26 protein-coding genes are annotated in these 26,599 nt (G+C 51.0%); 12 read left to right on the forward strand and 14 right to left on the reverse strand.

Features of this window, described 5'->3' with window-relative positions; translation table 11 throughout:
- Window positions 1-124: 124 nt before the first annotated feature.
- The 4 genes from EHT25_RS22510 to EHT25_RS22525 all read right to left on the reverse strand — a co-directional run bounded on the left by EHT25_RS22510 (window position 125) and on the right by EHT25_RS22525 (window position 4,857).
- Window positions 125-541: a VanZ family protein gene (locus tag EHT25_RS22510; protein ID WP_124877417.1), complete on the reverse strand. Its 417-nt coding sequence runs from the start codon at window positions 539-541 to the stop codon at window positions 125-127.
- A 48-nt stretch (window positions 542-589) separates the two neighbouring features.
- A complete protein-coding gene (locus EHT25_RS22515) occupies window positions 590-3,061 on the reverse strand; it encodes a zinc-dependent metalloprotease (protein WP_124877418.1) in 2,472 nt (823 codons plus the stop codon).
- A gap of 135 nt (window positions 3,062-3,196) precedes the next feature.
- Window positions 3,197-4,144, reverse strand: a complete 948-nt coding sequence (locus EHT25_RS22520) for a polysaccharide deacetylase family protein (RefSeq protein ID WP_185731455.1) — start codon at window positions 4,142-4,144, stop codon at window positions 3,197-3,199.
- On the reverse strand, window positions 4,141-4,857 hold the full coding sequence (locus EHT25_RS22525) for an SIMPL domain-containing protein (RefSeq protein ID WP_124877419.1): 717 nt from the start codon (window positions 4,855-4,857) through the stop codon (window positions 4,141-4,143). The genes EHT25_RS22520 and EHT25_RS22525 overlap by 4 nt, the downstream gene beginning before the upstream one ends.
- Before the next feature lie 108 nt (window positions 4,858-4,965).
- Here EHT25_RS22525 and EHT25_RS22530 point away from each other — a divergent pair, with 108 nt between their 5' ends.
- A complete protein-coding gene (locus tag EHT25_RS22530) occupies window positions 4,966-5,550 on the forward strand; it encodes a hypothetical protein (protein WP_124877420.1) in 585 nt (194 codons plus the stop codon).
- Window positions 5,551-5,558: 8 nt separating this feature from the next.
- On the opposite strand, the gene EHT25_RS22535 is transcribed toward EHT25_RS22530, so the two are convergent.
- Window positions 5,559-6,197: a peptidoglycan DD-metalloendopeptidase family protein gene (locus EHT25_RS22535; RefSeq protein ID WP_124877421.1), complete on the reverse strand. Its 639-nt coding sequence runs from the start codon at window positions 6,195-6,197 to the stop codon at window positions 5,559-5,561.
- Window positions 6,198-6,332: 135 nt separating this feature from the next.
- Between EHT25_RS22535 and EHT25_RS22540 the strand changes: the two genes are divergently transcribed.
- Together EHT25_RS22540 and EHT25_RS22545 are read left to right on the forward strand one after the other, a co-directional pair.
- Window positions 6,333-7,826 (forward strand): peptide MFS transporter, encoded by a 1,494-nt coding sequence (locus tag EHT25_RS22540; protein WP_124877422.1) that lies wholly within the window; start codon window positions 6,333-6,335, stop codon window positions 7,824-7,826.
- 86 nt (window positions 7,827-7,912) lie between these two features.
- Window positions 7,913-10,855: a M16 family metallopeptidase gene (locus EHT25_RS22545; protein WP_124877423.1), complete on the forward strand. Its 2,943-nt coding sequence runs from the start codon at window positions 7,913-7,915 to the stop codon at window positions 10,853-10,855.
- An 89-nt stretch (window positions 10,856-10,944) separates the two neighbouring features.
- Here the strand turns inward: EHT25_RS22545 and EHT25_RS22550 are convergent, their stop codons facing one another.
- Both EHT25_RS22550 and EHT25_RS22555 read right to left on the reverse strand, forming a co-directional pair.
- Window positions 10,945-11,292, reverse strand: coding sequence for a translation initiation factor (locus EHT25_RS22550; RefSeq protein WP_124877424.1), 348 nt, complete (start codon window positions 11,290-11,292; stop codon window positions 10,945-10,947).
- A 46-nt stretch (window positions 11,293-11,338) separates the two neighbouring features.
- Window positions 11,339-12,214: a diacylglycerol/lipid kinase family protein gene (locus EHT25_RS22555; protein WP_124877425.1), complete on the reverse strand. Its 876-nt coding sequence runs from the start codon at window positions 12,212-12,214 to the stop codon at window positions 11,339-11,341.
- 157 nt (window positions 12,215-12,371) lie between these two features.
- Here EHT25_RS22555 and EHT25_RS22560 point away from each other — a divergent pair, with 157 nt between their 5' ends.
- Both EHT25_RS22560 and EHT25_RS22565 read left to right on the forward strand, forming a co-directional pair.
- On the forward strand, window positions 12,372-12,803 hold the full coding sequence (locus EHT25_RS22560) for a YybH family protein (protein ID WP_124877426.1): 432 nt from the start codon (window positions 12,372-12,374) through the stop codon (window positions 12,801-12,803).
- 15 nt (window positions 12,804-12,818) lie between these two features.
- Entirely contained in the window at window positions 12,819-13,226 is a 408-nt protein-coding gene (locus tag EHT25_RS22565; protein ID WP_124877427.1) for a MaoC family dehydratase, read from the forward strand.
- A gap of 86 nt (window positions 13,227-13,312) precedes the next feature.
- On the opposite strand, the gene EHT25_RS22570 is transcribed toward EHT25_RS22565, so the two are convergent.
- Window positions 13,313-13,492, reverse strand: a complete 180-nt coding sequence (locus EHT25_RS22570) for a BF3379 family histone-like protein (protein WP_124877428.1) — start codon at window positions 13,490-13,492, stop codon at window positions 13,313-13,315.
- Between the two features lie 154 nt (window positions 13,493-13,646).
- Entirely contained in the window at window positions 13,647-14,957 is a 1,311-nt protein-coding gene (locus tag EHT25_RS22575; protein ID WP_124877429.1) for an aminotransferase class I/II-fold pyridoxal phosphate-dependent enzyme, read from the reverse strand.
- A gap of 224 nt (window positions 14,958-15,181) precedes the next feature.
- Here EHT25_RS22575 and accC point away from each other — a divergent pair, with 224 nt between their 5' ends.
- The 7 genes from accC (at window position 15,182) to meaB (ending at window position 21,643) form a co-directional block, all read left to right on the forward strand.
- Window positions 15,182-16,681, forward strand: coding sequence for an acetyl-CoA carboxylase biotin carboxylase subunit (gene accC, locus EHT25_RS22580; protein ID WP_124877430.1), 1,500 nt, complete (start codon window positions 15,182-15,184; stop codon window positions 16,679-16,681).
- Between the two features lie 30 nt (window positions 16,682-16,711).
- Entirely contained in the window at window positions 16,712-17,281 is a 570-nt protein-coding gene (locus EHT25_RS22585; protein WP_124877431.1) for a hypothetical protein, read from the forward strand.
- A 112-nt stretch (window positions 17,282-17,393) separates the two neighbouring features.
- On the forward strand, window positions 17,394-18,065 hold the full coding sequence (locus EHT25_RS22590) for a 3-keto-disaccharide hydrolase (protein WP_124877432.1): 672 nt from the start codon (window positions 17,394-17,396) through the stop codon (window positions 18,063-18,065).
- A gap of 159 nt (window positions 18,066-18,224) precedes the next feature.
- Window positions 18,225-18,593: a hypothetical protein gene (locus EHT25_RS22595; protein ID WP_124877433.1), complete on the forward strand. Its 369-nt coding sequence runs from the start codon at window positions 18,225-18,227 to the stop codon at window positions 18,591-18,593.
- 191 nt (window positions 18,594-18,784) lie between these two features.
- The gene (gene queA / locus EHT25_RS22600) at window positions 18,785-19,828 is read left to right on the forward strand and encodes a tRNA preQ1(34) S-adenosylmethionine ribosyltransferase-isomerase QueA (protein ID WP_124877434.1); all 1,044 of its coding nucleotides are present in this window, start codon (window positions 18,785-18,787) and stop codon (window positions 19,826-19,828) included.
- A gap of 81 nt (window positions 19,829-19,909) precedes the next feature.
- Entirely contained in the window at window positions 19,910-20,587 is a 678-nt protein-coding gene (locus EHT25_RS22605) for a 2-C-methyl-D-erythritol 4-phosphate cytidylyltransferase (protein ID WP_124877435.1), read from the forward strand.
- Between the two features lie 81 nt (window positions 20,588-20,668).
- Window positions 20,669-21,643, forward strand: coding sequence for a methylmalonyl Co-A mutase-associated GTPase MeaB (gene meaB, locus EHT25_RS22610; protein ID WP_124877436.1), 975 nt, complete (start codon window positions 20,669-20,671; stop codon window positions 21,641-21,643).
- Here the strand turns inward: meaB and EHT25_RS22615 are convergent, their stop codons facing one another.
- The 5 genes from EHT25_RS22615 to EHT25_RS22635 all read right to left on the reverse strand — a co-directional run bounded on the left by EHT25_RS22615 (window position 21,644) and on the right by EHT25_RS22635 (window position 26,588).
- Entirely contained in the window at window positions 21,644-22,612 is a 969-nt protein-coding gene (locus EHT25_RS22615) for an SDR family NAD(P)-dependent oxidoreductase (protein WP_124877437.1), read from the reverse strand.
- Window positions 22,609-23,484 carry a lysylphosphatidylglycerol synthase transmembrane domain-containing protein gene (locus EHT25_RS22620; protein ID WP_124877438.1) on the reverse strand — a complete coding sequence of 292 codons (876 nt, stop codon included), beginning with the start codon at window positions 23,482-23,484 and terminating at the stop codon, window positions 22,609-22,611. The genes EHT25_RS22615 and EHT25_RS22620 overlap by 4 nt, the downstream gene beginning before the upstream one ends.
- 12 nt (window positions 23,485-23,496) lie before the next feature.
- Window positions 23,497-24,441 (reverse strand): glycosyltransferase family 2 protein, encoded by a 945-nt coding sequence (locus EHT25_RS22625; RefSeq protein WP_229311747.1) that lies wholly within the window; start codon window positions 24,439-24,441, stop codon window positions 23,497-23,499.
- A 50-nt stretch (window positions 24,442-24,491) separates the two neighbouring features.
- Entirely contained in the window at window positions 24,492-26,123 is a 1,632-nt protein-coding gene (locus EHT25_RS22630) for an ArnT family glycosyltransferase (protein WP_124877440.1), read from the reverse strand.
- A 111-nt stretch (window positions 26,124-26,234) separates the two neighbouring features.
- Entirely contained in the window at window positions 26,235-26,588 is a 354-nt protein-coding gene (locus EHT25_RS22635) for a hypothetical protein (protein WP_124877441.1), read from the reverse strand.
- Window positions 26,589-26,599: the final 11 nt, after the last annotated feature.

Genomic DNA, 26,599 nt, shown 5'->3' on the forward strand with positions numbered 1-26,599 from the left:
CTCCTTTTTTCATCATTCGAGCCAGTTCTGCCTTTGTTCAGCACCAGCCAAACGGATTCACTACGACCTGGCATGTAGCCTCGCTTACGCCAACAGCAATCCGTTTGTAAGGCGGTTTTTGCCCTTATTCCGACGGGTTCCCGATGCGGAATTGGCGACTAACGAAACCAACGATCAAGGCCCCCATCATGCCCAGCACGGAACCGGCGGCTCCCCACTGGATGTCGGTCCAGCTAAAATGGCGGTGGGGTAAAGCCAGTTGACCCACTTCTGCAATGACCGCCACCAATGTCAGCCCGAAACAGGCGAACAACCACCAAAACCAGGCGGCTTGCGAACGAAACAGCATGAAACCGCTGCAGAATCCCAGAAAGACAAACGGTACGGCGGTGCGCAGATCAGCATTTTTGCCGACGTCGGCCCAGCGGGCCACCCAGCCCGGCAAAAACCACACCACCCGCATGTAAGGACTGGGAACCCAGCTCAGGTAAAACACCAGCGAAATGCCCAGGACAATAAGCAGAAGAAACGAAAAGCGCATTGGTCGGAATGAAAGGAAAAGCAATCTTCAAACGGTTGAGTATCCGGCTTATTGTTTCCACTCGCAGGCCGGTTCGCCCAGCAACGATTCCAGCCACTCCTGACCGGTATCGATGGGCGCTCCGTCGGGCGGTACCAAAACCGCTGGCTGCGGTACCTGAGTGGGGTTTTGTTCGTATTGCCGGATCAGGTGCGTAATCAATCCATAATTAGAGAGCTGGTTGGCCAGGGCGGGCTCGACCATCGTTTTGATTCGTAAAAGGGAGCGGTGTGCCAGGTCACGGGTGGTTGCGTCGGCGTCTTTGTTTTGGGCCAGCGCAATCAGTTGTTCCGCCACTTTCAGGCCGGTCATCTGGTTGATCGTTCCGATATAGGTCTTGTCGACGGGGCGTTTGTAAACGGTTTTAATGAGTTGATCCAACACCTCCTCCAATCCCAGCTGGTTCGGGTAGAACATTTTCTGATACGCCAGCCGCGCACACCGCTCCGGATTCAGCAACATCCGCAGGGTCATACTGACCGCGGCTTCGGGCGGCCCGAGCGGATCGAACGTCATGCCCGTGCGCCGTTTGAATACTTCACGCGGGTTGGCATTGTACCGGAATGGACGCGGTGGAATGGACTTTAACAGGTACGGCGGCACGGACAGAAAAACCGGGTTGAGCGTACTCAGCAACGCATCCAGTGCCCGGCGCTGTTCGTCCACCGGCACCGTCGACAAAACCGGCTGTCCATCCCCCCGCAGCGCGTTGGTGTAGGTCTGTCCGCCCAACACCTTGGCCGCAGCTTCGGTCTGGTAGCGGTGAAACAGATACATCGGCACAAAAACTTCTTCCAGCGTTGCCATGGGCGTTCCGGCCGGTATTTTCTTTTCCGAAAAATTATCCAGCGCAATCCGACGGACCTCGGTGGTTCGCTTGAGTTCGTCGACGGCATTGCTGCCATTGTCCCACAAATGCGTGGCCGGGTGGGCGCTACCTTCGGGACGAGCATCCTGATCGGTCAGGAACGTCAGCCCCCTGGCGTGCATTTGCTGGACGATTTTATTTAATTCCTGCTTCTCATTCGTTCCGGCCGGAAAATCCTGATATCCCCAGATGATGCTCCACTTATCGTAATCGCCGATGCTTTTGGTATAGGCATCCGACAAATCAATGCTCGCTCCCTTGATTTTGGCAACCATTGTGGGATAATCCATCACCGAAGCCCGATTTTGCGTGCTGGCAATGTAGTTGTGCGGCAAACCGAGTGTATGCCCGATTTCGTGGGCCGACAATTGCCGCAACCGGTCGAGCGACATCTGCATCATTTCGGCCACATGTGAGGTATCGGTATCGAACGTTCCCACCAAACCCTGCGCAATCAGGTAATCCTGCCGAACCCGCAGTGAACCTAATGTTACTTTTCCCTTGATAATTTCGCCCGTTCGGGGGTCGATGATGCTGGCTCCGTACGACCAGCCGCGCGTCGAGCGGTGCACCCACTGCACAAGATTATACCGAATGTCCATCGGGTCGGCATCGGCGGGCAACAATTTTACCTGAAACGCATTCCGGTACCCGGCAGCTTCAAACGCCTGATTCCACCAGGTCGCCCCTTCCATCAGGGCCGAGCGAATCGGTTCGGGCGTACCGGGATCAAGGTAATAGACAATCGGTTTAACGGCTTCGCTGAAGGCGGCTTTCGGGTCTTTCTTCTCCAGCCGGTGCCGCGAAATATACCGTTTCATGATGGGCTGGCTAACGGGCGTCGAATAATCGAAATATTCAATACCGCCGTACCCAATACGCGGATCAAACTCCCGGGCTTTGTAACCCGGTTCGGGCAATTGAATAAAGGAATGATGCTGGCGCATCGTGACGGCGGTCGGCGTTGGCACTACTGACCGCAGGTAGGGCCCGGGGTTATCGCCGGTCAATGTGATGGTCACTTCAAATTCCGTATTTTTCGGAAAGGCTTTGGAATGAGGCAGATAAATAGCACAACGACTCGGATCAAGCTTGAAATTCCCCTGACGGGTCTGGCTAATATCCGGAATCGCCCCCACGGCATCGAGCATCAGGAATGGCGTCAGATCCACCAAAACACGGTTTCCTTCCTCAGCCACAATCTCAAAACCCCAGTGTACCGATTGCGCAAACGATTCTTCAACCGCCCGTCGTTCGAGCGGATCGCTGCTGATGGCCCGGTAGCGAAAATTAGGTTCTACCAGCAATACTTTAGGGCCGATTCGTTGAAATTTAACGACGTGTTCCTGCCCCAAACGCCCGCGATCCAGCCCAATGTCGTTGGAACCGACGCCCGACGCCAGCGACGGATAATAGAGCAGTTCGGTATCGAATTTGTCAATTTCGAGCCAGATCTTTCCTTTTTTTGCATCCCAGTAAAAGGTCATAAAACCAGGTTGTTTTTCCATCCCGCTGGTAAACGAGGTGATGGTTGGAACCGCACCGCCGGGCGTTTGGGCTGGTACTAATCGAATAAAAAACAGGAGGCAAAAAAGGAGTAAACGGTATTTCATCGGTTCAGCTCGTTTGTTACCTAAACATACTAAAAAGTACCATTACGTACCCACGGACTTTAATCCGTGGATCCCTTAAATTCCCTGAGTGGCGGGTACATAATCATGAAATCTCCGACCAAACCGCATCCCTACTTATTTTTGTTCGGCATTCGCCACACTGGCCGGCAGTTCGTAAAGCAGCCACGTTTTGTTCCGAATCGAAACCGCTTTCCGGCGAATCAAACGGATGAAATCCGTAATGCCCAGCGGTTCATTGCCATTGGCGTGGATCAACACCAGACTGCCCTGCTTCGGTTGCTGATTTTTGGCCAGCCAGGCATCGCTCCCGATCGGCAACAGGCCAAACGCCAGCACCCGGTCGAAGACGGTTTTATCGGAAACCAGTCCCGGAAAGCGGAAGAAAATGGACGGTAGCAATCCATTCCGGATCATGGCCTGTTCGTTCATCAGTATTTCGCCGGTGAGGTTCGTGGCCGGTTCCAGCAAGAAATTGATGGGCAACGGCCGTTTCGGGTCGTAGCGATGATGGAACGAATGATTGACCCACGTAATGGCCAGATCGCCCCGCTTGACAAGGTTTTTCAGGTACGCCAGATCCTGCGGGTGGCTTTGCATCCATAAACCGGTGATAGTGATGGTCACCGGAATCGGTTTTTCTTCCGGTTCAAAAGCTGCAATCAATTGGTCAAAAACCGCCCGCGTCAGGGGTTTCGTGGACGGACACAGATCGATCGTCAGGCTAAATCCGCGTTCGGTGGTATCGGCCCGCTCGATGCCCGCGTCCTGCAACGAGCCGTCGCGGTTTTTCTCTACCTGCAACGCCCGAACGTACGGTGTTTTCAAAAACCGCTGCTCGATTTCGGCCCAGGTTGCGGCCCGAACTTTATCCGAAGAAAGGCTCACAATGGCGGTTTCCAGCGATTGCGGATTAACGGCCAGGTACTGCGCCCGGCCGTTTTGCTGCCATTGGCGAAGCAGAACCTGCTGATCGGCGGTGATTCCGAAAAAGACTTTGTATGAAGATAACTGCCCAAAAACCGGTACCGAAAATACCAGCCAGAAGAGAACAATCCGGCTCATTTCAATTCAAACGTCACTTTAACCTGCGCCGGAATCCGGATGGTTTGCGGAATATCGAGCAGGTTGCCGCCGTATCCGACCCGCGCCGACATGACATCCATCTCCGCCCCAAAGCGTCGCTGCAAAACCGGGTCGGTTTCTTCCGTATCCCGAACGCTCAGCACCGGGCCCAACGTCCGTCCGGCGGCTTTGGCCAGCACAACGGCTTTTGCCCGGGCTACATCCACGGCTTTTTCCAGCACGCTATTTTTGCTTTCCTCCTGCTTGGTTGACCGGTAACTCGCCTGAAACCGGTTAAAACCGGCACTGATCAACGCCAGTTGCAGATCCGGATAGCGTTCCGGTTTTTTCAGTTCAAAAATAACCTGTTGCATCGTGACAATTTCCTGCTTCCGTTCACCGGGTTGGTAAATACCATTATCATTTTTTTGTACATTCAGTAAGGTATACCGAATGTCTTTTTCTTCAATCTGGTAATCTTTCAGTAACTTCACCAACCGTTTTTCGGCTGCCTGATGCGCAGTGTATGCCTTCCGGGCGTCAATTGGGTCCGAATATTGCAGGGTTACCGTTACCCGTACCTGATCGGCGGGCAGTTCGAGTTCCGCTTCGCCGATCACCACAATCCGGTTCACCGGCAGGTCGGGCGTCTGAGCAATTGCCGGTGAGAAAAGAGTTACCAGACTGACTAAAATAAAACTAAGTTTCTTCATGGATATAAAAGATTACCCGTTATTAATCGTTTTTGAAAAAGTGACCAAATTGTTGTTTTCAACTATTTAACATATACACACCTTACGATTCTTTGAATCAACTGTTTAATGCGCTATTTAATCATTCTGGTTTTTTTGGGTCTGTTTGGCCTTCACAGTTGTGAGGTTCCATCCGGAAAACCCGTTGATCCCACTTCACCGGTTACAACGGTTTATACGATCAAAGCCGGCGATAATTATGCCGATCATAATGATTTAGCGTTTACAGCCAAAACGACCCTGTCTTTCAGCGTTATTTTCGACAATTCTGCCATTTATACCAGTAAAATTCCCGAAAACCAGCATGATATCAATAAGCTCTACGGTTTTTCCGATTGCGACGCCCAACACAACACGGCCAGTGCGCGTTTTGGCTGGAACTGGCGGGACAATGCCCTTCGAATCTATGCGTACTGTTACCGCAACGGCCAACGGGTTTCGGAAGAGCTCGGAACCGTTGAGCTGAACAAACCGACCGATTACCAGCTCAGCATCGTCGGCGGTAACTATGTGTTTACGTTCAAGGGCAAAGAAACCGTCATTGCCCGCGGCTGCACAACGGTGGAAAGCAACAAACGCTACCGGCTTTACCCCTATTTTGGCGGTGACGAAACCGCTCCTCACACGATCACGATTTCAATTACGGAAAAATAAATCCCAAATTACAAGCCCGGAATCTGTAAAAACCGGTTCGGATTCGGGCAAATTTCCAGAAACCGCTCCCGATCCGTCAGCGAACAAACGCCCGGAAAGTCTCCGGTATGACCCAGCAAATCGGTCATCAGTTGGAAATGCAGGTGCGGTGGCCAATCTCCATTCTCCGGAAACGGACCGATTTCAGCGATTTTCTGACCGGTTTTGACGGGCATTCCAACGTGCAAACCCCTCAGCGACGGGCGACTCAGGTGGCCATACAGCGAATAAAGCGGTTTTTCTTCCCACCCGTGTTCGAGAATGATGGTCGGTCCATAATCGCCAAAGTGGTTGTTGTCCTGAAAACTATGCACCACGCCATCGAGCGGGGCAAAAACCGGCGTTCCGGCAACCGCCCAGAGGTCAATTCCCAAATGGACACAGCGAGGTTCCTCGGTTTGGTTGAAATGCGGACTGCGCCGGTAAATAACCCGGTGTTCATTGTAGCCACCAACGCCAACAACTGCTCCATTCCGTTGAAGTTTACCAAAAACGTAATCTGTAAACACCGAAGTATCCGTGAGATCCACGGCGGTAAGATCCGGATTGTTAACCGTAAAATCCAGAATCAGGTATCGATCGGTCTGAAAATCGAATGGCAAAATCATGTGATAAAGTAAGGCGGTTTCGTTAATAACCAATCAACTTTTGGGAGATTCCGGCGTAACGGTTATATTTAATGTCCTTTTTACCGAAAAATAGCGGTTTTTCGTTTTATACCCGTCATCAACTAAACCAACCGAATGGAAGCTACCGTTTCATCCCCTACAGTCACTTCAGCGAAACACCCACCGGGATTATATGTCCTGTTTTTAACCGAAATGTGGGAGCGGTTTAGTTACTACGGCATGCGGGCCATTCTGCTGCTCTTTCTGATCGACAACGTTCGGGGCGGCATGGGTCTCAGCGAAATGGAAGGAGCCGCTATTTACGGTCTTTACACGGCTTCGGGCTACCTGCTGTCGCTACCCGGCGGCTGGATTGCCGACAATATTCTGGGGCAGCGGAAGTCGATCTGGTACGGCGGTTTTATCATCATGTTCGGTCACATTCTGCTGGCCATTCCGGCCGGTAATGCGTTGTTTTTTATGGGCCTGATAACGGTTGCACTCGGAACCGGATTGCTTAAACCCAACATCAGTTCCATCGTTGGCGAATTGTATCCGGAGGGCGGTGCCCGGCGCGATGCGGCTTTTTCCATTTTCTACATGGGCATCAACATGGGCTCGTTTCTGGGCATCACCGTGGTTGGTTACCTGGGTCAGAAAGTCGGCTGGCATTACGGTTTTGGGGCCGCTGCCGTCGGCATGTTGTTTGGTCTGATCGTCTTTCGGATTTTAGGTCAAAAATACCTCAGTGACTATGGAAATGTTCCGGCCAAATCCGAAAAAGTGGCCGAAAATGGTACGCAAAACCGCAGTCTGTTCTTTCTCATTGGCCTGATCGCTCTGCTGCTCATTTTACAGTTTGCTGGCGTTCTGGATCTGACCACCGCGCAGGGATTAGCCAAAGGTGCAGGCATCATCATCACGCTCACCGCCGTCGGTTACTTTTTGTTTATTCTGCTGCTGGGCGGTCTGACGCTCGTCGAGAAAAAACGCGTGGGTGTTCTGTTCGTTTTCTTTGCGGCCTCAGCCATTTTCTGGGCCGGTTTTGAACAACAGGGCTCCTCGTTTCAGATTTTCTCCGATCGGTATACGGATCTGAATGTGCTGGGCTGGCAGATTCCATCGAGCTGGTTCCAGAACTTCAATCCGGCTTTCATTCTGATTTTCTCACCCGTTCTGGCTGCTCTCTGGATTTACCTGGGAAAGCGCAACCTGAATCCTCCACCCCACCTCAAGTTTGCCGTTGCCCTGCTGCTGCTGGGCCTCGGTTATTTGGTTATGGTGGTAGCCTCCAAAATTGCGTTGACCGGCCAGCTTACGTCACCGCTTTTCCTGACTTTCACCTACTTATTTCATACGCTGGGCGAGCTTTGCCTGAGTCCGGTGGGGCTGAGTTCCTTCACCAAATTAGCGCCGAAGCGGTATTTGAGCCAGTTAATGGGGGTCTGGTTTGTGGGCACCTCGCTCGGTAATCTCATTGCTGGTTTGTTCGCGGGCGGTTTTGATGAAAGCAATGTCCAGCAAATGCCCGAACTGTTCATGAGTGTCGTTTACTTCAGTTTCGGGTTCGCATTCCTGATTCTCATCTTCTCCAAACCGCTGAAAAGCTGGCTGGGCGGGGTTAAATAGAAGGCACACTTAACAATGTATAATGAATGGCTGACGCATCTGTTCATTGTTAATTATTCATTACTCATCGTAATTTCCTCATAAACATGAAGACCTTCTTATCTCTATTTGGTTGGCTGTTTCTGGTCAATCTGGTAACTGCCCAAAAACCGGGTGCGGTTCCGGAATGGAAAACGGCGACCAGCAATGGATACGCCTACCGTTACGTGGCGAATGATCCGATGAAGGCCCGGTTTTATACGCTCAAAAACGGGTTGACGGTCATTCTGAGTGTCAATAAAAAAGAGCCGCGGATTTTCTCGTTTATGCCGACGCGCGCGGGCTCCAATACCGATCCACGCTCCAATACCGGTCTGGCACATTACCTCGAACACATGCTTTTCAAGGGCACCGACAAATACGGCAGCCTGGACTGGGCGAAGGAAAAACCGCTTCTCGACCAGATCGATGCCCTGTATGAGCGGTATAATAAAACGACCGATACGGTTCAGCGGAAGGCCATTTACCGGGAAATCGATCAAAAATCGGGGGAAGCGGCCCAATTTGCGATTGCCAATGAATACGATAAAATGATCGCCAGCATGGGCGGGCAAAACTCCAACGCGTTTACGAGTTATGAGGTGACGTGTTACCTGGAAGACATTCCCGCCAACGCCCTCGATCGCTACCTGACACTCCAGGCCGAACGGTTCCGCCAGCCAGTTTTGCGCATTTTTCATACGGAACTGGAAGCGGTTTACGAAGAAAAAAACCGGAGCCTCGACAACGATCCCTGGAAGGTAGAAGAAGTGCTGATGGCGGCTTTGTTTCCGGTGCATAACTATGGTCAGCAAACCACGATTGGGACCGTTGAACACCTGAAAAATCCGTCACTGGTCGAAATCCGCAATTACTTTTCCCGGTACTACGTGCCCAACAACATGGCGATCATTTTGGCGGGCGACCTGAATCCGGACGAAGTCATCAAGAAAATTGATCAGAAATTCAGTTTCTGGCAACCAAAAGAAGTTCAGTTATACAAACCCGCTCCCGAAGCCCCGCTGACGCAGATCCAAACCCGCGAAGTATTTGGCCCGACGCCCGATAACGTTCGGATTGGATACCGAATTCCCGGTGCGCTCGACGTCAAATCGTCGCTGCTGGCGACGCTGGCCGACGAAATTATGTCGAATTCAGCGGCCGGTTTGATCGACCTGAACCTGAACAAGCAGCAGAAAATACTGGGGGGTGGCTCGACGCTCGAAAAACTGAAAGATTATTCGGTCTGGTCGCTCTCGGGGCGTCCCAAAAAAGGCCAGTCGCTCGAAGAAGTCAAAGACCTGCTGATTGGTCAGGTGGAAAAGTTGAAACGCGGAGAGTTTGACGAAAAAATCCTGCGGGCCATCATCAATAACTACAAACTCAACGCCATTCGCGCGCTGGAAAACAACTACAGCCGGGTGACTCCGTTGCTGGATGCGTTCGTCAACGACAAAGGTGAAAGCTGGGTCAGCTACACCCGGCGGCTGAACGACATGAGTAAAATCACCAAAAAAGAAGTCGTCGATTTTGCCAATCAGTGGTTTAAAGATAATTATGTGATTGTTTACAAACGCAAAGGCGAGGACAAGAGCATTCAGAAAGTAGACAAACCGACCATTACGCCCGTTGCTACCAACACCGACAAGCAGTCGCCTTTTCTACAAACCGTCAACGACATACCGATGGCCCCGGTCAAACCGGTCTGGCTTGATTACAAGAAGGATGTAAAACGCGGGAAAGCCGGAATTACGGATGTTTTGTATGCCGCCAACGTTGAAAACCAGATTTTCCGACTGGGCTACCGGCTGAAAATGGGCACTTACCACAGTAAACTGCTGGGCCTGGCGACGCAATACCTGTCGTTTTTGAGTACGGATAAACTGAGCGCCGAACAGGTCAGCACCGAGTTTTATAACCTGGCCTGCAGCTATTCGATTCAGGCCAATACCGATTATACGACGATCCGGCTGAGCGGTTTACAGGAAAACTTTGCGCCTGCCGTGAAACTTCTCGAAACCCTGATTCGTTCCTGTAAGCCCGACGAAAAAGCCCTGGAAGAACTCAAGGGGCGGATTCTGAAACAGCGTGCCGACACCAAATTGAGTAAGCAATCGATCATGCAGGGCCTAATGCAATACGCAGAATATGGCCCGAAAAACCCCTTCAACAACCAGTTGACCAACGACGAACTCCAACAGGTAACGGCTGCGGATCTGGTGGCGTTTATCCACGGTTTGATCGAACTGCCGCATTCGATCATCTATTATGGCCCGGAACCGCTGGCGGTTTTCGAGAAACAGATTGTAACCTTACACAAACTCCCGACCGCTTTTGCCGCCGTTCCAAAAATTCAGGTCTTCAAACAGGTATCGCAACCGGAAAACCAGGTGCTGTTTGCGGACTACGACATGGTGCAGTCCGAGATTTCGTGGGTGCGCAATACGACCGTGTTCGATCCGGCGCAGACGCCCATCGTTGAGTTTTACAACAACTATTTCGGGGGCGGTATGGCTTCGGTGGTTTTTCAGACGCTCCGCGAATCGAAAGCACTGGCGTATTCAACGTATGCCTATTACAATACCCCCACCAAAAAAGACCATCAATATACACTCATTGGTTACATTGGCAGCCAGGCCGACAAACTCCCCGAAGCCGTTGCCGGAATGAATGAACTTCTGAATGCACTGCCGGAATCGCCCGTGGCGCTGGAAGCCGCCAAAAAGGGGATGAAAAAAGGCTACGAAACGGAGCGAATTTTGCAGGATGCCGTCATTTACAATTACCTGTCCGCCGAAGAAAAAGGGCTTGATTATGACGAACGCCAGAAAATTTACGACTCACTGGACCAACTTAGCTACACCGACCTGAAGAAGTTCAGCGACGAATATTTAGCGAATAAACCGTATACCTATTGCATTGTAGCCTCCGAAAAACGCGTCAATCCCGCCGATTTGAACAAATACGGAAAAGTAACCAAACTTTCGCTGGAGGAAATCTTTGGATATTAAAGGAGGGAAGAGTTATGAGTGAAGAGTTGGCTGACGCACGCTGTAAAATGCGTCAGCCAACTCTTCCCTCATAACTCTTAATTCTTGACTCACCCGCCCGCTTTCTTCGCCTTATACCCTTTTCCCGTCAGCCACGCCAGGACTTTGTCGCGGTGGTCGCCCTGAATCAGGATTTCGCCGTCTTTGGCGGAACCGCCGGAGCCGCAGGCGGTTTTTAATTGTTTGGCAACTTCGGTTAAATCCGCATCGGTACCGATAAAATCCCGGACGGCGGTAACGACTTTGCCCCCACCCTTGCGGTCGAGCCAGATTTTTAGGTTTTGCTGTTCGGGTTTCAATGTTTCGGCTTCGGATGATTCGGACTGATAGGCATAATTCGGATCGGTGGAATACACGATTCCGAAGCGGGCTTTATCGGTGGTGTTTTTCTTGCTCATGGTTCTGGTCAAAATTCTCTACGTAATTCATTAACAAAAACCGCTCCTACCGAATCACCAGTAAACTCGACGGCAACACCTGCACCGTTGCGGTGTCGGTGTCCAGCAAAACCGGCTCGCCGTCGACGTGAATCAGCATCGGTTCTGTTCCTTTAACGACAACGGAGCGGGCGGTTCGGACGGTCAGGTAATTCGACTGGTCGAGCGTTTTGTTAAAGAGCCGCCACGCCAGCATCGTAACCGCACTGGCCGGAAACGGTTTCAGGTAGCAAACATCCAGCAAACCGTCGGACACATTCGCTTTAGGTGCAATCCAGGCGTTGTTCCCAAACTGCCCGGCATTGGCAACCGTCAGCGAAAACAGTTGGTGGCTTTGCTGATCAATCTCATACGTTGCCGGTTTATACGTCCAGAAAGCCTGATAAGCCGTTCGGATGTACGTCGGCAAACCCCGAACCGGCTGGCGGGCAAACGCATGGGCGACGTGTGCATCGAAACCGATACCGGTCGTACAGAAAAAAGGATGTTCGTTGATTCGTCCGGAATCGATCACCACCGGCCGACCGTCAACGGCCTGCTCGATGGCTTTTTTGGGATTGAGCGATAAACCCAGGTGCCGCGCCAACCCGTTTCCCGAGCCTACCGGCACAATTCCCAAAGCCGTCGGGGAATTCAATAGCGCCCGGGCGGTTTCGTTGACCGAGCCGTCGCCCCCGATAATCACGACTCTTCGAATGCCTTTCTGCATGGCTTCGGCGGCCAGTTCCGTCGCGTGCCCGGCGTGCTCCGTAAAAACCGCTTCGGGCGTAAAACCGGCGCCAACGGCTTTTTTCAGCAAAAAGTCAATCCAGTTCTGTTTATCCTGCCTGGTAGCCGTTCCCGACAACGGATTGACGATTGCCAGCAAAGTTGGTTGTGCCACAGTCAGGAAAAGAAAATGAACAGAAACAGAATGAACAAAATGATAAAAACATAGTACCAGCCATCCGAAAAGATGTAGGGCTTGTATTCCTGGTAAAATTTGCGGATTTTATTCATTAGTATTGGGGGAATTAAACGCCATCAAAGTACGGTATAAAATGAAAAAACTAGGTAGCCTGTTTCTCTTTTTGTTCGTGATCATTGAATCGCAGGCCCAGACAGCGGCCGACCGCAAGGCCATTCTCGCTATTCTGGATCGCCAAACCGCCGACTGGAATGCCGGCAACACCACGGCTTTTATGAACGGCTACTGGCAGTCGGATTCGCTGACGTTTATTGGCAAAGTCGGCGTGACGTACGGGTATGAAGCGACCCTGAGCAATTACAAACGGCGGTATCCCGACCGGGCTTCGATGGGAACGTTGAAGTTTACGATTCTAAAACTGGAATTTCAGGCCCCGACGGTGGCGTATGTGATCGGGAAATTTCACCTGACGCGCCCCAAAGTCGGCGATGCGGAAGGATATTTTACCTTACTTTGGCGTAAAATGAACGGGAAATGGGTCATCATCAGTGATCATTCCAGCTAATCTGCCAGTGATTTTATGACAACTTTTGAGTTAAACGCCGTTTACCGGCATACGTTTCGATTTTCCCAGGCCGACGTGGAAGCGTTTGCCCGCGTTACCGGCGACAATAATCCGCTGCACCTCGATCCGGTTTTTGCCGCCCAGACGCCTTTCAAACGACCCATTATCCACGGAATGCTGGGTGCCAGTGTTTTTACCAAAGTGCTGGGCACGGAGTTTCCGGGGTTCGGTTCGGTCTATCTGAAGCAAACGCTCGAGTTTCTCCGGCCGATGTTCGTAGATACCGATTACGAAGCGATTTTTACGGTAATTTCGGCCAATCCGGATAAACACACGTTTGAAGTTTCAGCCGACCTCAAAGACCTCCAAACCGGGAAACTGACGACGCGGGGAGTGGCAACGCTGATGTACAAAAAAGGATAAATCTGCGATCGAAAAATCGGTTTCCCAGTAACCAAACAAGCCCGACGAAATTCGCCGGGCTTGTTCGATAAAGAGTAACTTGTTGTTTACTCCTTGGCATTTTTCTGACCTTGAACTTCAGAACGAATCTCCTGAGCCAGCGTCTTCAGATCCTGCATGCCTTTACGTACTCGCGTACCTGCTGCCTGGTTGCCTTTTTCGTAAAATTTCTCGAAATCGCTTTCCAGAGAGGTGACCAAATTTTTTATTTCATCGAAGCGTGCCATAACAGAAGTATGGGGTTTAAGTTGTGAAAAATGCCCTAAAACGCTCAAAAACCGCGTTTTTGACGAAATATACGCAAACTATTATTCCACGCAAGAAATCGGCAAAAAAAAACGTTGGAAAAGTCCAAATAAAGCACGTTTCCTTACTAAACGGTTACTCTGCGGCTGTTTTTGCCACTTCTGAGGGCAATAAAGCGTCTTCAATCACCACCTGGTGGGCATTTTCACGATAATAGCCCGAATTCAGTTTTTCAGACACGGCACTGAAGGCATTCAGGGTATATTCCACGTCTTCGAGCGAATGGGCCGCCGTGGGTATAATCCGCAGCATGATGACACCTTTCGGCACTACCGGATAAACGACAATCGAACAGAAAACGCCCATGTTTTCGCGCAGATCGCGAACCAGAACACCCGCTTCCGAAACCCCACCTTCGCTTTGCAGAAAAACCGGAGTTACGGGGGAAGTCGTGTCGCCAATGTTCAAACCGCGCGCCCGCAAACCGTTCTGCATGGCCCGCACGTTCTCCCACAGTTTTTCGCGCAACTCGGGATGGTTTTTGATGAGTTCAAGTCGCTTCATTCCGCCCACAACGTAAGGCATTGGCAGGGCTTTCGCGTACGTTTGTGAACGCATATTGTATTTCAGGTACATAATGATGTCATGGTCACCGGCAATGAAGGCGCCAATGGCCGCCATCGACTTGGCAAACGTTGAGAAGTACAGATCGATGCCGTCCTGACACCCCTGCAACTCACCAACACCGGCTCCCGTTGCGCCCATCGTTCCAAAACCGTGCGCATCATCGACCAGCAATTTAAAATCATATTTTTCCTTCAGCGCCACGATGTCTTTCAGATTGCCGACTTTCCCCGACATGCCGAACACGCCTTCGGTAATCACCAGAATTCCACCGCCCTTTTCGGCCGCTTTTTTGGTAGCCCGCTGTAAATTTTTCTCCAGACTATCTATGTCATTGTGGTTGAACTTGTAGTATTCGCCCATCTTGGCTTTGTGTAACCGAATACCGTCGATCAGACACGCATGACACTCGGCGTCGTACACAATCACATCGCGGTAATCGACCACGGCTTCGATGGCCGACATCACGCCCTGATAGCCGTAATTGAGCAGAAACGAATCCTGTTTACCGACAAATTCGGCCAGTTGTTTTTCTAATTCTTCGTGAAGATCCGAATTTCCCGACATCATCCGGGCACCCATCGGATACGCCAATCCCCATTCGGTTGCGGCTTCCGCATCGGCTTTCCGAACTTCCGGGTGATTGGCCAGTCCCAAATAATTATTCAAACTCCAATTGAGCATTTCTTTGCCCCGAAACCTCATGTGCGGACCTAATTCGCCTTCCAGCTTCGGAAATGCAAAATAATGGTGCGCGTTAAACTCCCGCGAGGACGAACCGATGGGCCCGAGGTTGGTGCGTAATTTCTCAAATAAATCCACTTTATTGCGCTATTTACCGGTTTATAATGAGTTTATTAACCACATAAGTACAAAAGTAAATTAAAATCCGCCAACCGCCAAGCAGGGTTCGGTTTTAGAAATAACCGCCGGAAATTAGGAGCGGGCAATGAGAAGTATATTTTTGTGAATGCATTCCTTTTCCGTCTTAAGTCGCCGGGTTGCCCGATTTATGCCGAAAAAGAACGACTCATGTCTCCCAATCCATGACTAAAATTCAGAAACTTCTCGTTGCCAATCGGGGTGAAATTGCCCTGCGAATCATGCGGACGGCCCGCGAAATGGGCATTCCGACCGTCGCCATATATAGCGAAGCCGATCGGCAATCCCTCCACGTCCGGTATGCCGACGAAGCGGTTTGCGTGGGCCCGCCCCCCTCCTCGGAGTCGTACCTAAAAATCGATGCCATTATCGAAGCCTGTCAAAAAACCGGAGCAAACGCCATCCATCCGGGTTACGGTTTTTTGTCGGAGAACGCCAATTTTGCGCGGGCAGTCCGGAACGCCGGCTTGATCTTTGTCGGCCCGTCGCCGGAATCGATCGAAATCATGGGCAGCAAGCTGGCCGCCAAAGCGGCCGTGGCATCGTACAACATTCCGATGGTGCCCGGCACGCCCGAAGCCATTACGGACCGCGAGGAAGCCAAGAAAACGTCGGCCCAAATTGGCTACCCGATTCTGATCAAAGCCAGCGCGGGCGGGGGTGGGAAAGGCATGCGGATTGTGGAACAGGAAGCCGATTTTGATGAAGGCATGAACCGGGCGGTGAGTGAAGCAACCTCGGCTTTCGGCGACGGCTCGGTTTTTATTGAGAAATACGTTACCTCGCCCCGACACGTGGAAATCCAGGTGTTGGGCGACCAGCACGGCAATATCATCCATTTGTTCGAGCGCGAATGTTCCGTTCAGCGCCGACACCAGAAAGTGGTGGAAGAAGCCCCGTCGTCGGTGCTAACGCCGGAAATTCGGTCCGAAATGGGGCGTTGTGCGGTCGAAGTGGCGCGGGCCTGCGGGTATTACGGTGCCGGAACGGTGGAGTTCATCGTCGACGATCAACTGAATTTTTATTTCCTGGAAATGAACACCCGGCTTCAGGTCGAACACCCGGTAACGGAGCAGATTACGGGCATCGATCTGGTCAAACAGATGATTTATATTGCGGAAGGAAAACCGCTGGAGATTAAACAGGAAGATCTGAAAATCAACGGTCACGCCATCGAAATCCGCGTCTACGCCGAAGATCCCGCCAACAACTTTTTGCCCGACGTCGGTACGCTGGAGACCTATGTTCGGCCCCAGGGCAACGGGATTCGGGTCGATGACGGTTTTGAGCAGGGCATGGCGATTCCGATTTATTACGACCCAATGATCGCCAAACTGGTTGCTACCGGTGCCACCCGCGCCGAAGCCATTGAAAAAATGATCCGGGCCATCGACGAATACCGGATCACGGGTGTTCAGACGACGCTGCCTTTTTGCCGGTTTGTGATGCAGCACGAGGCTTTCCGTTCCGGTCAGTTCGACACGCACTTTGTCAACCATTATTTTACGCCCGACCAACTGAGTCCGGAGACGTCGGCGGAGGAAACGCAATTGGCGGGCGTTCTGGCGGCCTGGTTATTTCAGAATAGCCAGCCCAAACCGGAAACCGGTGGAGTTGTTTCCGCACAACGAAGCAGCAAGTGGAAAGAACGACGGTTCCGGTAGCCGCTGCGGTTCCAGACAAAGAGCTCTACGATGTTTACGCAAAACATACGGTTTTACCTCGAACTCGCAGCCCGGTTTTACGTATTTCTGATACTTAATCTATACGGCTGGGCAAAAATGGCGGGAAATCAGTTTTTTCGACCCGGACATTTCCCGGAGAAGGCAGCCCAAATTCCGCTAGCCGAAGCCAGTGGTTTTGAGCTGGCCTGGGCCTTTTTTGGGCATTCGACGTCTTATATTTTAGTGATCGGCCTCTCGCAGGTCATTGGGGCCTGGTTATTACTCTGGGACAAAACGAAATTGATCGGCATTGCCATTCTCCTCCCGGTTTTGCTAAACATCGTCATTGTCGATATTTGCTTTGAAGTAGCATTCGGCGCTATGCTCATTGCCTTAACCTGTTTACTGCTTCTTCTGCTGGTTTTGGCATTGAACCAATCCACCGTGCGAGCCCTCTTCGCACTACTCTGGCAAAAACCGGTATCCGAAAAAATGGTTGTGCGCGAACGGGTAAAGACAATCGTGATCGCGCTGGTGCTGGCAGTTCTGATTTTCATCCTGGAGAACGTTCTGCTTCAATTAATTGGCCAGTTGAAATAACCGGTCCATCTTCTTTCCACAAAAAAATAGAACAATCGGAGGGTAAGAAATGAAGTAATTAAGACGGATGTGTAACTTAGCGTCGGAAATAAAACAGACTCCAATAAACCCTATGAAAAACCTGGTAGTTATTCTGTGTGTGGCGCTCCTGGCTGGTGCCTGCTCAAAATCATCAACAACAAAAACCGCATCTGGTGGAAAAGCCGCCAAACCGGAAAAAGGCTGGATCAGTCTGTTCGATGGCAAATCGTTCGACGGCTGGAAAGTGGGCAAGAATGCCGACTCGTTTAAAATTGAAGATGGCGCCATTGCGGTCAATGGCCCCGTTGGTCACCTTTTCTACATGGGTTCGGTGAAAGATCACAACTTCAAAAACTTTCAGTTCAAGGCCAAAGTGATGACGTTGCCCGGTTCGAACTCCGGTATGTATTTTCACACGCAGTATCAGGAAGAAAGCTGGCCCAAAAAAGGCTTTGAAGTACAGGTGAACAACTCACACACCGACTGGCGCCGGACCGCCAGCCTGTACGCCATTCAGGACGTAAAAGAAACGTACGTGAAAGACAATGAGTGGTATACCGAAGAAATCATGGTTCAGGGCAAAAAAGTAACCATCAAAATTAACGACAAGGTGGTGAACGAATACACCGAACCGGAAGGCGTCGACCGGCCGAAAGACATGGCCGAACGCAAAATCGGCAGCGGAACGTTCGCCCTGCAGGCCCACGATCCTAAAAGCAAAGTGTACTACAAAGACATCATGGTGAAAGTGTTGCCGGATTGAGTTTAGTTTAGAATAAAGAGAATAGAGTAGAGACAGGAGCGTAACGATAAAAAGAAGGAGCCCTTTTTTATCGTTACGCTCCTGTCTCTACTCTATTCTCTTTTTCAAAACATCTTGCGTGCTTCCGGGTTTCTTAGGTAACCAATAACGAGAAACACCATGCATCATTTCGAAACCCTCACGGAAGCGATGGAGAGTCTGCGGGAACGCGGCTACACGCACGACTTCAAACCCAAACGGGATTATCTGGAAGAAACCGGCACCGGTTTAAAATTAAAAAGCGAAGAAATCAATGTCGATGAATTTCACCGGTTTGAAGGCACGTCTGATCCCGGCGATGAGATGACATTGTACGCCATTTCGACGACCAACGACATGAAAGGCGTGTTTGTGTCGGCCCAGGGCACCTATGCCAATGAAGTAACGCCCGAATTAATGCAAAAATTTTCGATGGCCGAACGAGCCGAAACCAACACGGAAGGCGCTGTAAAGCCCATTCACGCGCTTGGACTGGAGGCAAACGACTAGTTAGCTACGAGCCGTTTACACGAATTACTTGCAATCGCCCCCCCGCGCAATGTATATTTGCCGGTGACTCGCCTGCAACTACTGGATTTTTCCCGGAAAAACCCGCGAAATGTAAACGGTTCACCATCAACTGCTAACTGTTTTTTGCTAATTTTGCGCTCTTTTACAAGAGCTGTTTTTTTCTTGACCGTATGAAGCTGTCCGAATTTAGGTTTGACTTACCCCAAAGTCTTGTTGCCTTGTATCCGCCCGAACGTGGGGAAGCGCGGCTGATGGTTGTTGATCGTAAAACAAAAACCATCGAACACAAACAGTTCTCCGACATCCTGAATTATTTTGGTGACGGCGACGTGATGGTGATCAACAACACCAAGGTGTTCCCTGCAAGGCTTTACGGTAACAAAGAAAAAACCGGTGCCAAAATCGAAGTATTTCTGCTGCGCGAACTAAACCGTGAAATGCGGTTGTGGGACGTTCTGGTCGATCCCGCCCGGAAAATCCGCGTTGGCAATAAATTGTATTTTGGGGATAGCGATCTGGTTGCAGAGGTCATCGACAACACGACTTCGCGCGGACGTACCATCCGGTTTTTGTTTGAAGGCTCGCACGAAGAATTCATGAAGGCCATCGACGAGTTGGGGGAAACACCCCTGCCGCGCGAAATCAAACGCAAAACCGAAGATTCCGACCGCGATCGGTACCAAACCATCTTTGCCCAGCACGTTGGAGCCGTTGCCGCTCCGACAGCCGGTATGCACTTCACAAAAACCATCATGAAGCGCATGGAAATCAAGGGCATTCATTTTGCGCCGATCACGCTCCACGTGGGTCTGGGAACGTTCCGGACGGTTGACGTGGAGGATCTGACCAAGCATAAAACCGACTCGGAAAATTATTCGATTCAGGATTCGGCAGCCGCCATTGTCAATGAAGCTCTGGATAACAACAAACGGGTTTGCGCCGTTGGCACCACGTCACTGAAAGCCATCGAGTCATCGGTTTCGGCCAATGGTCGCCTGAAATCAGTTGATGGCTGGACGGACCGGTTTATTTTTCCGCCCTACGATTTTAAAATCGCCAACTCGCTATTGACCAATTTCCACCTGCCGGAATCCATTCTGATCATGATGACGAGTGCGTTTGGTGGATACGATCTGGTCAAACAAGCCTACGACATTGCCATTCAGGAGAAATACAAATTCTTCAGTTACGGCGATGCGATGTTGATTCTTTAAATAGACAAGAGATGTTGGACAAGAGAGTAGAGACTGCAGAAAAGTCTTTATTCTCTTGTCTTTTTTCTTTACTCTCTTTCCATGATAACCCGTTTCGCCATCATTGTAGCCGGAGGAAGTGGCAGCCGGATGGGCCTGGATTCGCCGAAGCAGTTTCTGCCGATTGGCGGTTTGCCCATTTTGATGCACACCATCCGACGGTTTCGTTCGTATTCGGCCGATTTACAAATTATTGTCGTTTTACCGGAGATACAGATACCGGTTTGGGAAGCGCTTTGTCGTCAGTACCGGTTTTTGGAACCGATTGTGGTTGTGCCGGGGGGGGCAACGCGGTTTCAAAGTGTTCAGAATGGACTGGCGCAGATTCTGAACGATGACGGCCTGGTGACAGTTCACGATGGTGTTCGCCCGTTTGTGACGACCGATATCATTCGTACCGGTTTCGAAACCGCCGAACGTTTGGGCAGCGCCGTTACCTGTGTGGCCCTGAAAGATTCCGTTCGGCTGGTTCAGCCCGACGGCAGCAGCCAGGCCGTTGAGCGGGCCAATTACCGCTTGATTCAAACGCCCCAGACCTTTCAATTGGCGCTTTTCAAAACCGCTTTCCAGACCGTTGAGCAACCTTTCTTTACCGACTGCGCCAGCGTGGTCGAACATGCCGGTTTTCCGATCACGCTCATCGACGGTTCCTACGACAATATTAAAATCACGACGCCGGAAGATTTAGAAATTTCAGAGCATAAATTACGCTTAAAATAGATTTGAGAAGTAAGCCAAAGAGCTAATGATGCTCTAAAAGGTTTTCTCTTGTCTCACATCGCTCCTCTTTATTCTCACCCAATGCGCCGACTTCCGCCCGACCACTACATTTCCGGCATCCGCGCCGGCGACCGGCTGGTGCTCAGCCGGGCCATTACGCTGGTGGAAAGTCAGCTGGAGAGCGACCAGGAATTAGCGTTGGCGGTTTTGGAACAGGTTTTACCCCAAACCGGTCGATCGGTTCGGATCGGCATAACCGGTGTGCCGGGCGTTGGCAAAAGTACCTTTATTGAAGCATTCGGGAAACACCTGACCAAGTCCGGCAAAAAAGTAGCGGTTTTAGCCATTGACCCCACCAGTCAACGGTCACACGGCAGTATTCTGGGCGATAAAACCCGCATGGAAACCTTGTCGACGGACCCGCTGGCCTATATCCGGCCCAGCCCGTCAGGCGGTTCGCTGGGCGGAGTTGCCAACAAAACCCGCGAAACGATGCTGTTGTGCGAAGCGGCTGGTTTTGAGGTAGTTTTGATCGAAACCGTTGGCGTAGGGCAGTCCGAAACGCTGGTCTACGGCATGGTTGATTTCTTTCTGCTGTTGATGCTGGCGGGAGCGGGCGACGAACTTCAGGGCATGAAACGAGGCATCATGGAACTGGCCGACGCCATTGCCATCACAAAAGCCGATGGCGAAAATGCCACCGCAGCCGAACGTGCCCGTTTGGAATACCAAAATGCCCTGCACCTCTTTCCCCCCGCACCCACGAACTGGGCCCCACCGGTTTTGACCTGCTCGGCGCTCCAGCAACGGGGAATTTCGGAACTCTGGCAAATCATTTCCGAGCACCAGCAGTTGGGCCTGCAAAGCGGTTTTCGGGATCGGAACCGGCAGCAGCAAAACCTGGATTGGTTGCACAGTACCATCCGCCAGCGACTGGAAAGCCGGTTTTACAATCCGCCGGACAGGCGGGAAAAACTCGTGCAGATTGAAGACGCCGTCCGGAAAGGTGAGATGCTTCCCTTACAAGGCGCACAGCATTTGCTGGCCTCTTTTTAATTAATGCGTAGCCAGGCAGACGTCCAACTGCGACCGGTACCATTCGACAAACCGCCGGACGCCTTCTTCAATCTGAATGGCTGGCTGATAACCAATCAATTGCGACGCTTTCGTTATATCGGCGTAGGTCTGCTGCACGTCGCCGGCCTGCATGGGCAAGCGATTAATCCGGGCTTGTTCACCGATCGACTGTTCAATTAACTTGATCAGATTTGCCAGCGAAATCGGATCGGAACCACCGATATTCAGCACCTCGTAGCCCTTCAGGTTATCAAGCGATTGAATAATGCCGCTGACAATGTCTTCGACATACGTATAATCCCGGGCCGTTGAGCCATCCCCAAAAACATTGATTGGCCGCCCCTTCAGAATGCTGTCCGTAAACTGGCTAATGGCCATTTCCGGACGTTGCTGGGGGCCATAAACCGTAAAAAAACGCAGGCAAAAGATGTCAAAACCGTAGAGGTGGTGGAATGTGTGGCACAACAACTCGGCCGCCCGTTTGGAAGCCGCATACGGCGACAAAGGTCGGTCTGCCGTATCTGTTTCGGCAAAAGGAACGTTGGGAGAATCGCCATAAACGGATGAAGACGACGCAAATACCATTTTTTTTACGTTCCAGCGCTGCATGGCCTGCAACACCGTCAGGGTTCCAGTTACGTTCACATCGTAATACAAAGCCGGGTCCTGAACCGAGGGCCGGACACCCGCCCGCGCGGCCAGATGAACCACCGCGTCAATCGAATAGAGCCGAAACAGCATATCGATCAGTTCCGCATCCCGAATGTCCCCTTCGTGGAAATGGTAATTCAGCTCATTCAGCGATTGCTGAACATTCCGCCATTTGATATCCGGATCATAATAACCATCCAGATTGTCGAGACAAATCACCCGATGACCTTCCTCCAGAAGTTGTTTGGCTAAGTTAGAACCAATAAAACCCGCCCCACCAGTTAGTAGAATGTTCATGAACTTAGGTCTTTCGTTAATGTTGATGATTGAAAACTGTATACATGACCCGTGAGCGAAACAACCGCCGTGATCAGGTAAAACAATAAACTAACGGAAACAGCCGCATCGGCGGGCACATGCAACGCCTGCGCGCCCATTAAAAACGTCAGTTCCCGCGCCCCCGCCCCGCCAATCGTGAATGGAATGGTGGCAACAATCGATGAAATCAAAAAGAGCAACACATACGTTTCCGGTTTTCCCTGGGCATCAATTGCCTGCAACAAAGCCAGAATTTCCAGCATTTGAAGCCCCTGAACCACCCCGGACCAATCGATCGAACGTTCAAAAGCCGGGTAAAAGAGCGGCATAAACCGCTTCATCAGGCTTTTGGCGCCGAAATGCAAAACCGGGATGGACAACAGCCATAACCAGCCAATCTGCCATTCGAGCCATTGCGATACTTCCGGAACCAGCACCACAAACACAATCAGTGCGTAGACCAGCGGCAACAAACCAATCAGTCGGTCAATTAGCGTTGCACTAATCAATACCTTAACCGATGTTCCGGTCAGACGGTTCAATAAAAAAACCTTATAGCCGTCGCCACCGATGCCGCCCGGCAGAAAAAGATTGTAATACATGCCCAGCCAGTACAGTTTCAGGTTAGGCCACCGACGCAACCGAAGATCGACCCGTTGGAACAATACCCGTAACCGCTCCGCCGATGCGACTTTTGACAAAACGAATAAAACCGTTGCCAACACCAGCCAGCATACATCGGCCCGAACAAGGACTTCCCAAACCCGCTCTGGTTCAACTTTTCGAAAAACCAGCCAGAACGACAATACCGATAACCCAATTTTAAGGGCGGTTTTTAGATAGCCCGGCATTACTTCATTTCATTAAACCAACTCAGATTTGTAAATCCGCCGAATTTTGTACGGTTTTTTATCCTGAGATTCATAGTATGTTCGCATTTGCAATTCAGTCATGATCCCGAAGGTAATCAACTGAATACCCGCCAGAACGAGTATAGTTCCCAGAATCAGCAATGGCCGTCCCCAGATGTCGTTGCCCATGAGTTTCAGAATGAGCAAATATCCGTTGATCAACAAACCCGCCATCAATGAAATAAGCCCCCAGTTACCGAATAGGTGCATCGGTTTTCGGAGGTATTTTTTCATGAACAGCATCAGAATCAAATCGCTGACTACTTTGAGAGTCCGCCCCAGGCCGTATTTCGATTGACCGATTCGACGCGGGTGGTGTTGTACGTCGGTTTGCGTCATCCGTGCGCCTTCCAACCGGGCCAACACCGGAATAAACCGGTGCAGTTCGCCATATAGACCGAGATTTTTGGCCAGATCAGCCCGGAATACCTTCAGGGCACAGCCGTAATCTTTCAGGTGAACGCCCGATGTCTGCCGGATGATCCAGTTGGCGATCCGGCTGGGAAGTTTACGCAGCAACGCGCCATCCTGCCGGTTCGCCCGAATACCGGCCACCAGGTCATAGTCGCCCTCTTCGGCCAGCCGAACCATCATGGGAATGTCGGCGGGATCGTTTTGCAGATCCCCATCCATGGTAACAATGAATTGCCCCTTTGCCACGTCGATACCGGCGGCCAATGCCAGACTCTGCCCATAATTCGTTTGCAGGTCAACTACCACCAACCGATCGTTGTGGACGGCTTTCAGTTCAGCCAGCGTCCGGTCGGAAGACCCATCGTTGACGTATACAATTTCAAAATCATACCCCATCAACGCCCGCTCGACCTGGTCGATCATCGGAAAAATATTCCCCTCTTCGTTGTAGACACAGATTACGATTGAAAGGTACGGTTGCATAGACATTATTTTTTTCAACTCAATGCTAAAGCTCTGATAATCAGAACGATTCAAAATCGAATTAGTTTAGCGGGATGCGTGTCATACAGGTTAAATTCCGCCAGGGTCCGGTACTTCTCATTGCCCAAACTGACCGAATCGGCGATATACAGCGCATTGGGCAGTTTTTTGTCTGTTCTTCGAAGAATTTCACCCCGTATTACTTCAATATGAAAACTGTTCACATCGGTCTGTCCGTCGCTCCCGATTGTCTGTTTATACCCGTATAAAGGATGTCCGAGTGATTGTCTGGCGATCCGTTCCGACGAATCCTTGTATTCCTGGCGGTGGGCCAGCCGGGGCGGAATAACCAGCCAGTTGAAACCGTTTCGGAACATGGCCAGAAAGGCAATCAAAATGATCAGCCGGTGTTCCGGTTGCCGGATGTAGTGGTAAACGATAAACGCCAGAACCGCAAACAAGAGTCCGCATTTCCACCACAAACCGGGTATCACCTTCGTTTCCGGGTGAAAAAACGGCACCCAGGCTCCGATGGTCACCACAACCAGCATAAACCCCAGAAAACTTTCCCAGCCCCGGCGTCGCCAGTCGGTCGGGGCGGTTTTTTCGTAATAGACATAGGCAAAAACGGTAAAAACCAACGGCAGCAACATGAGCAGATACCGGGCATAAACCTGTGGAGACGACCAGTAGATGACGAAGTTTACGGCAAAAACAACGGCGTTAAAAAGAACAAACGGATGTCCGGTAATGAGCGGTTTTTCACCTGTATCTCTATCTTCCCCTTTTGACCGCTTAAAGACGCCTTTCCGAACCAGCAGAATCACCATGAACATCCAGGGCGCGTAGTGATACAGCATCTCGAACGGAAACGTCAGCATGTGGAGCAGGGTTTCCTTAATCCCGAATTGCACCACCGTCCGTTTGGCACTTTCGTCGAACAAAACCGTCATGATTTTTTCCGGCGAAATGCTGTTACGGTCAAAATACGCCAGGTAATAACTCCCAACGATTAACAGAAAAAGCCCAATACCGGCAAAATGCGCCGGACTGAATAGCTTCCGAAACTGCTTAGTGTAGAGAAAATAGGCGAGCAAGGTCAGTCCCTGAAAAACGAGCGACGGTAGTCCTTTCATCATGAACCCCAGCGCCGTCAGCAGGTATGTGCCTAGAAACAATGCCCAGTAATTGCGTTTTCGATCAAAATGATAGACCAGAATAAATGCGGTATAGGTCAGCCATGAGAAGGTGATATCGATCAGGCCCAACATGGAATCGTACAATAAAATCCGGGTATTGGTCACGAGCATCAACGCAGCCGCGAAGGCAATCCGCGAACCCAGATGCTGCTTCACCAGCAGGTAAATTGTCAGACCATACAACACCAGCGACACCGCCATTGGAAACCGTAAGGCAAAGGACGAGTAATTGCCGAAGAGGTGGAAAGACGACGCAATCAGCCAGTTATACAGGGGTGGTTTATTAAAATACAACTCCCCGTTCAGCGTCGGTGTGAGGTAATCACCCGATAATATCATCTCCAGCGCCACCAATGCCCGTCGGGGTTCATCCGTTCCGGTGTCGAGCGGTAGAAAACCGAGGTACGAGAAAAGAGCCGGAATCAACAAGCCAACACTGAGCAGTTGCCAGAAAACCGGTCGCTGGTAGATAGGACTTTGCATGCTGTAAAGGTAGAACGGATTTGCAATCCGCCGATACCAATCACCGGGAATAATAGCCGTCCAACAAAAAAGCCCACCAGGTGTGGGCTTTAAAAAATACAAAATATGATTTTACGAATGACCGATTTCTTCCTCCGTATCTCGGTTCCAGTCGGCACCGGGAACGCGGTCTTTCTTCCAGGTCGAATCCGGTAAGTTCGAGTCCTCATCCCGGGCCAGCGCGTCGTCGGAGACGTCGCTCCATTCCGTAGAATCATTTTTCACCTGATTGGCCTGGGCTTCAACCGGTTCGACATCCTCCAGCTCAACATCGCTGGACTTGTTGGCTTCTGAAGGAAGTTGAGTACCAGGACGGTCCGTTTTTGATAACTGACTCAGTTCCGGCGCAACGCCCATGGTATTACCCATTTGCTGGGCGGCATATGATTCGGTACTTTCTTTTCGTGAATTGCTTGAAACGCTCATAACGTGGTTGA

The organism is Larkinella rosea, from assembly GCF_003858635.1.
GTDB lineage: Bacteria > Bacteroidota > Bacteroidia > Cytophagales > Spirosomataceae > Larkinella > Larkinella rosea.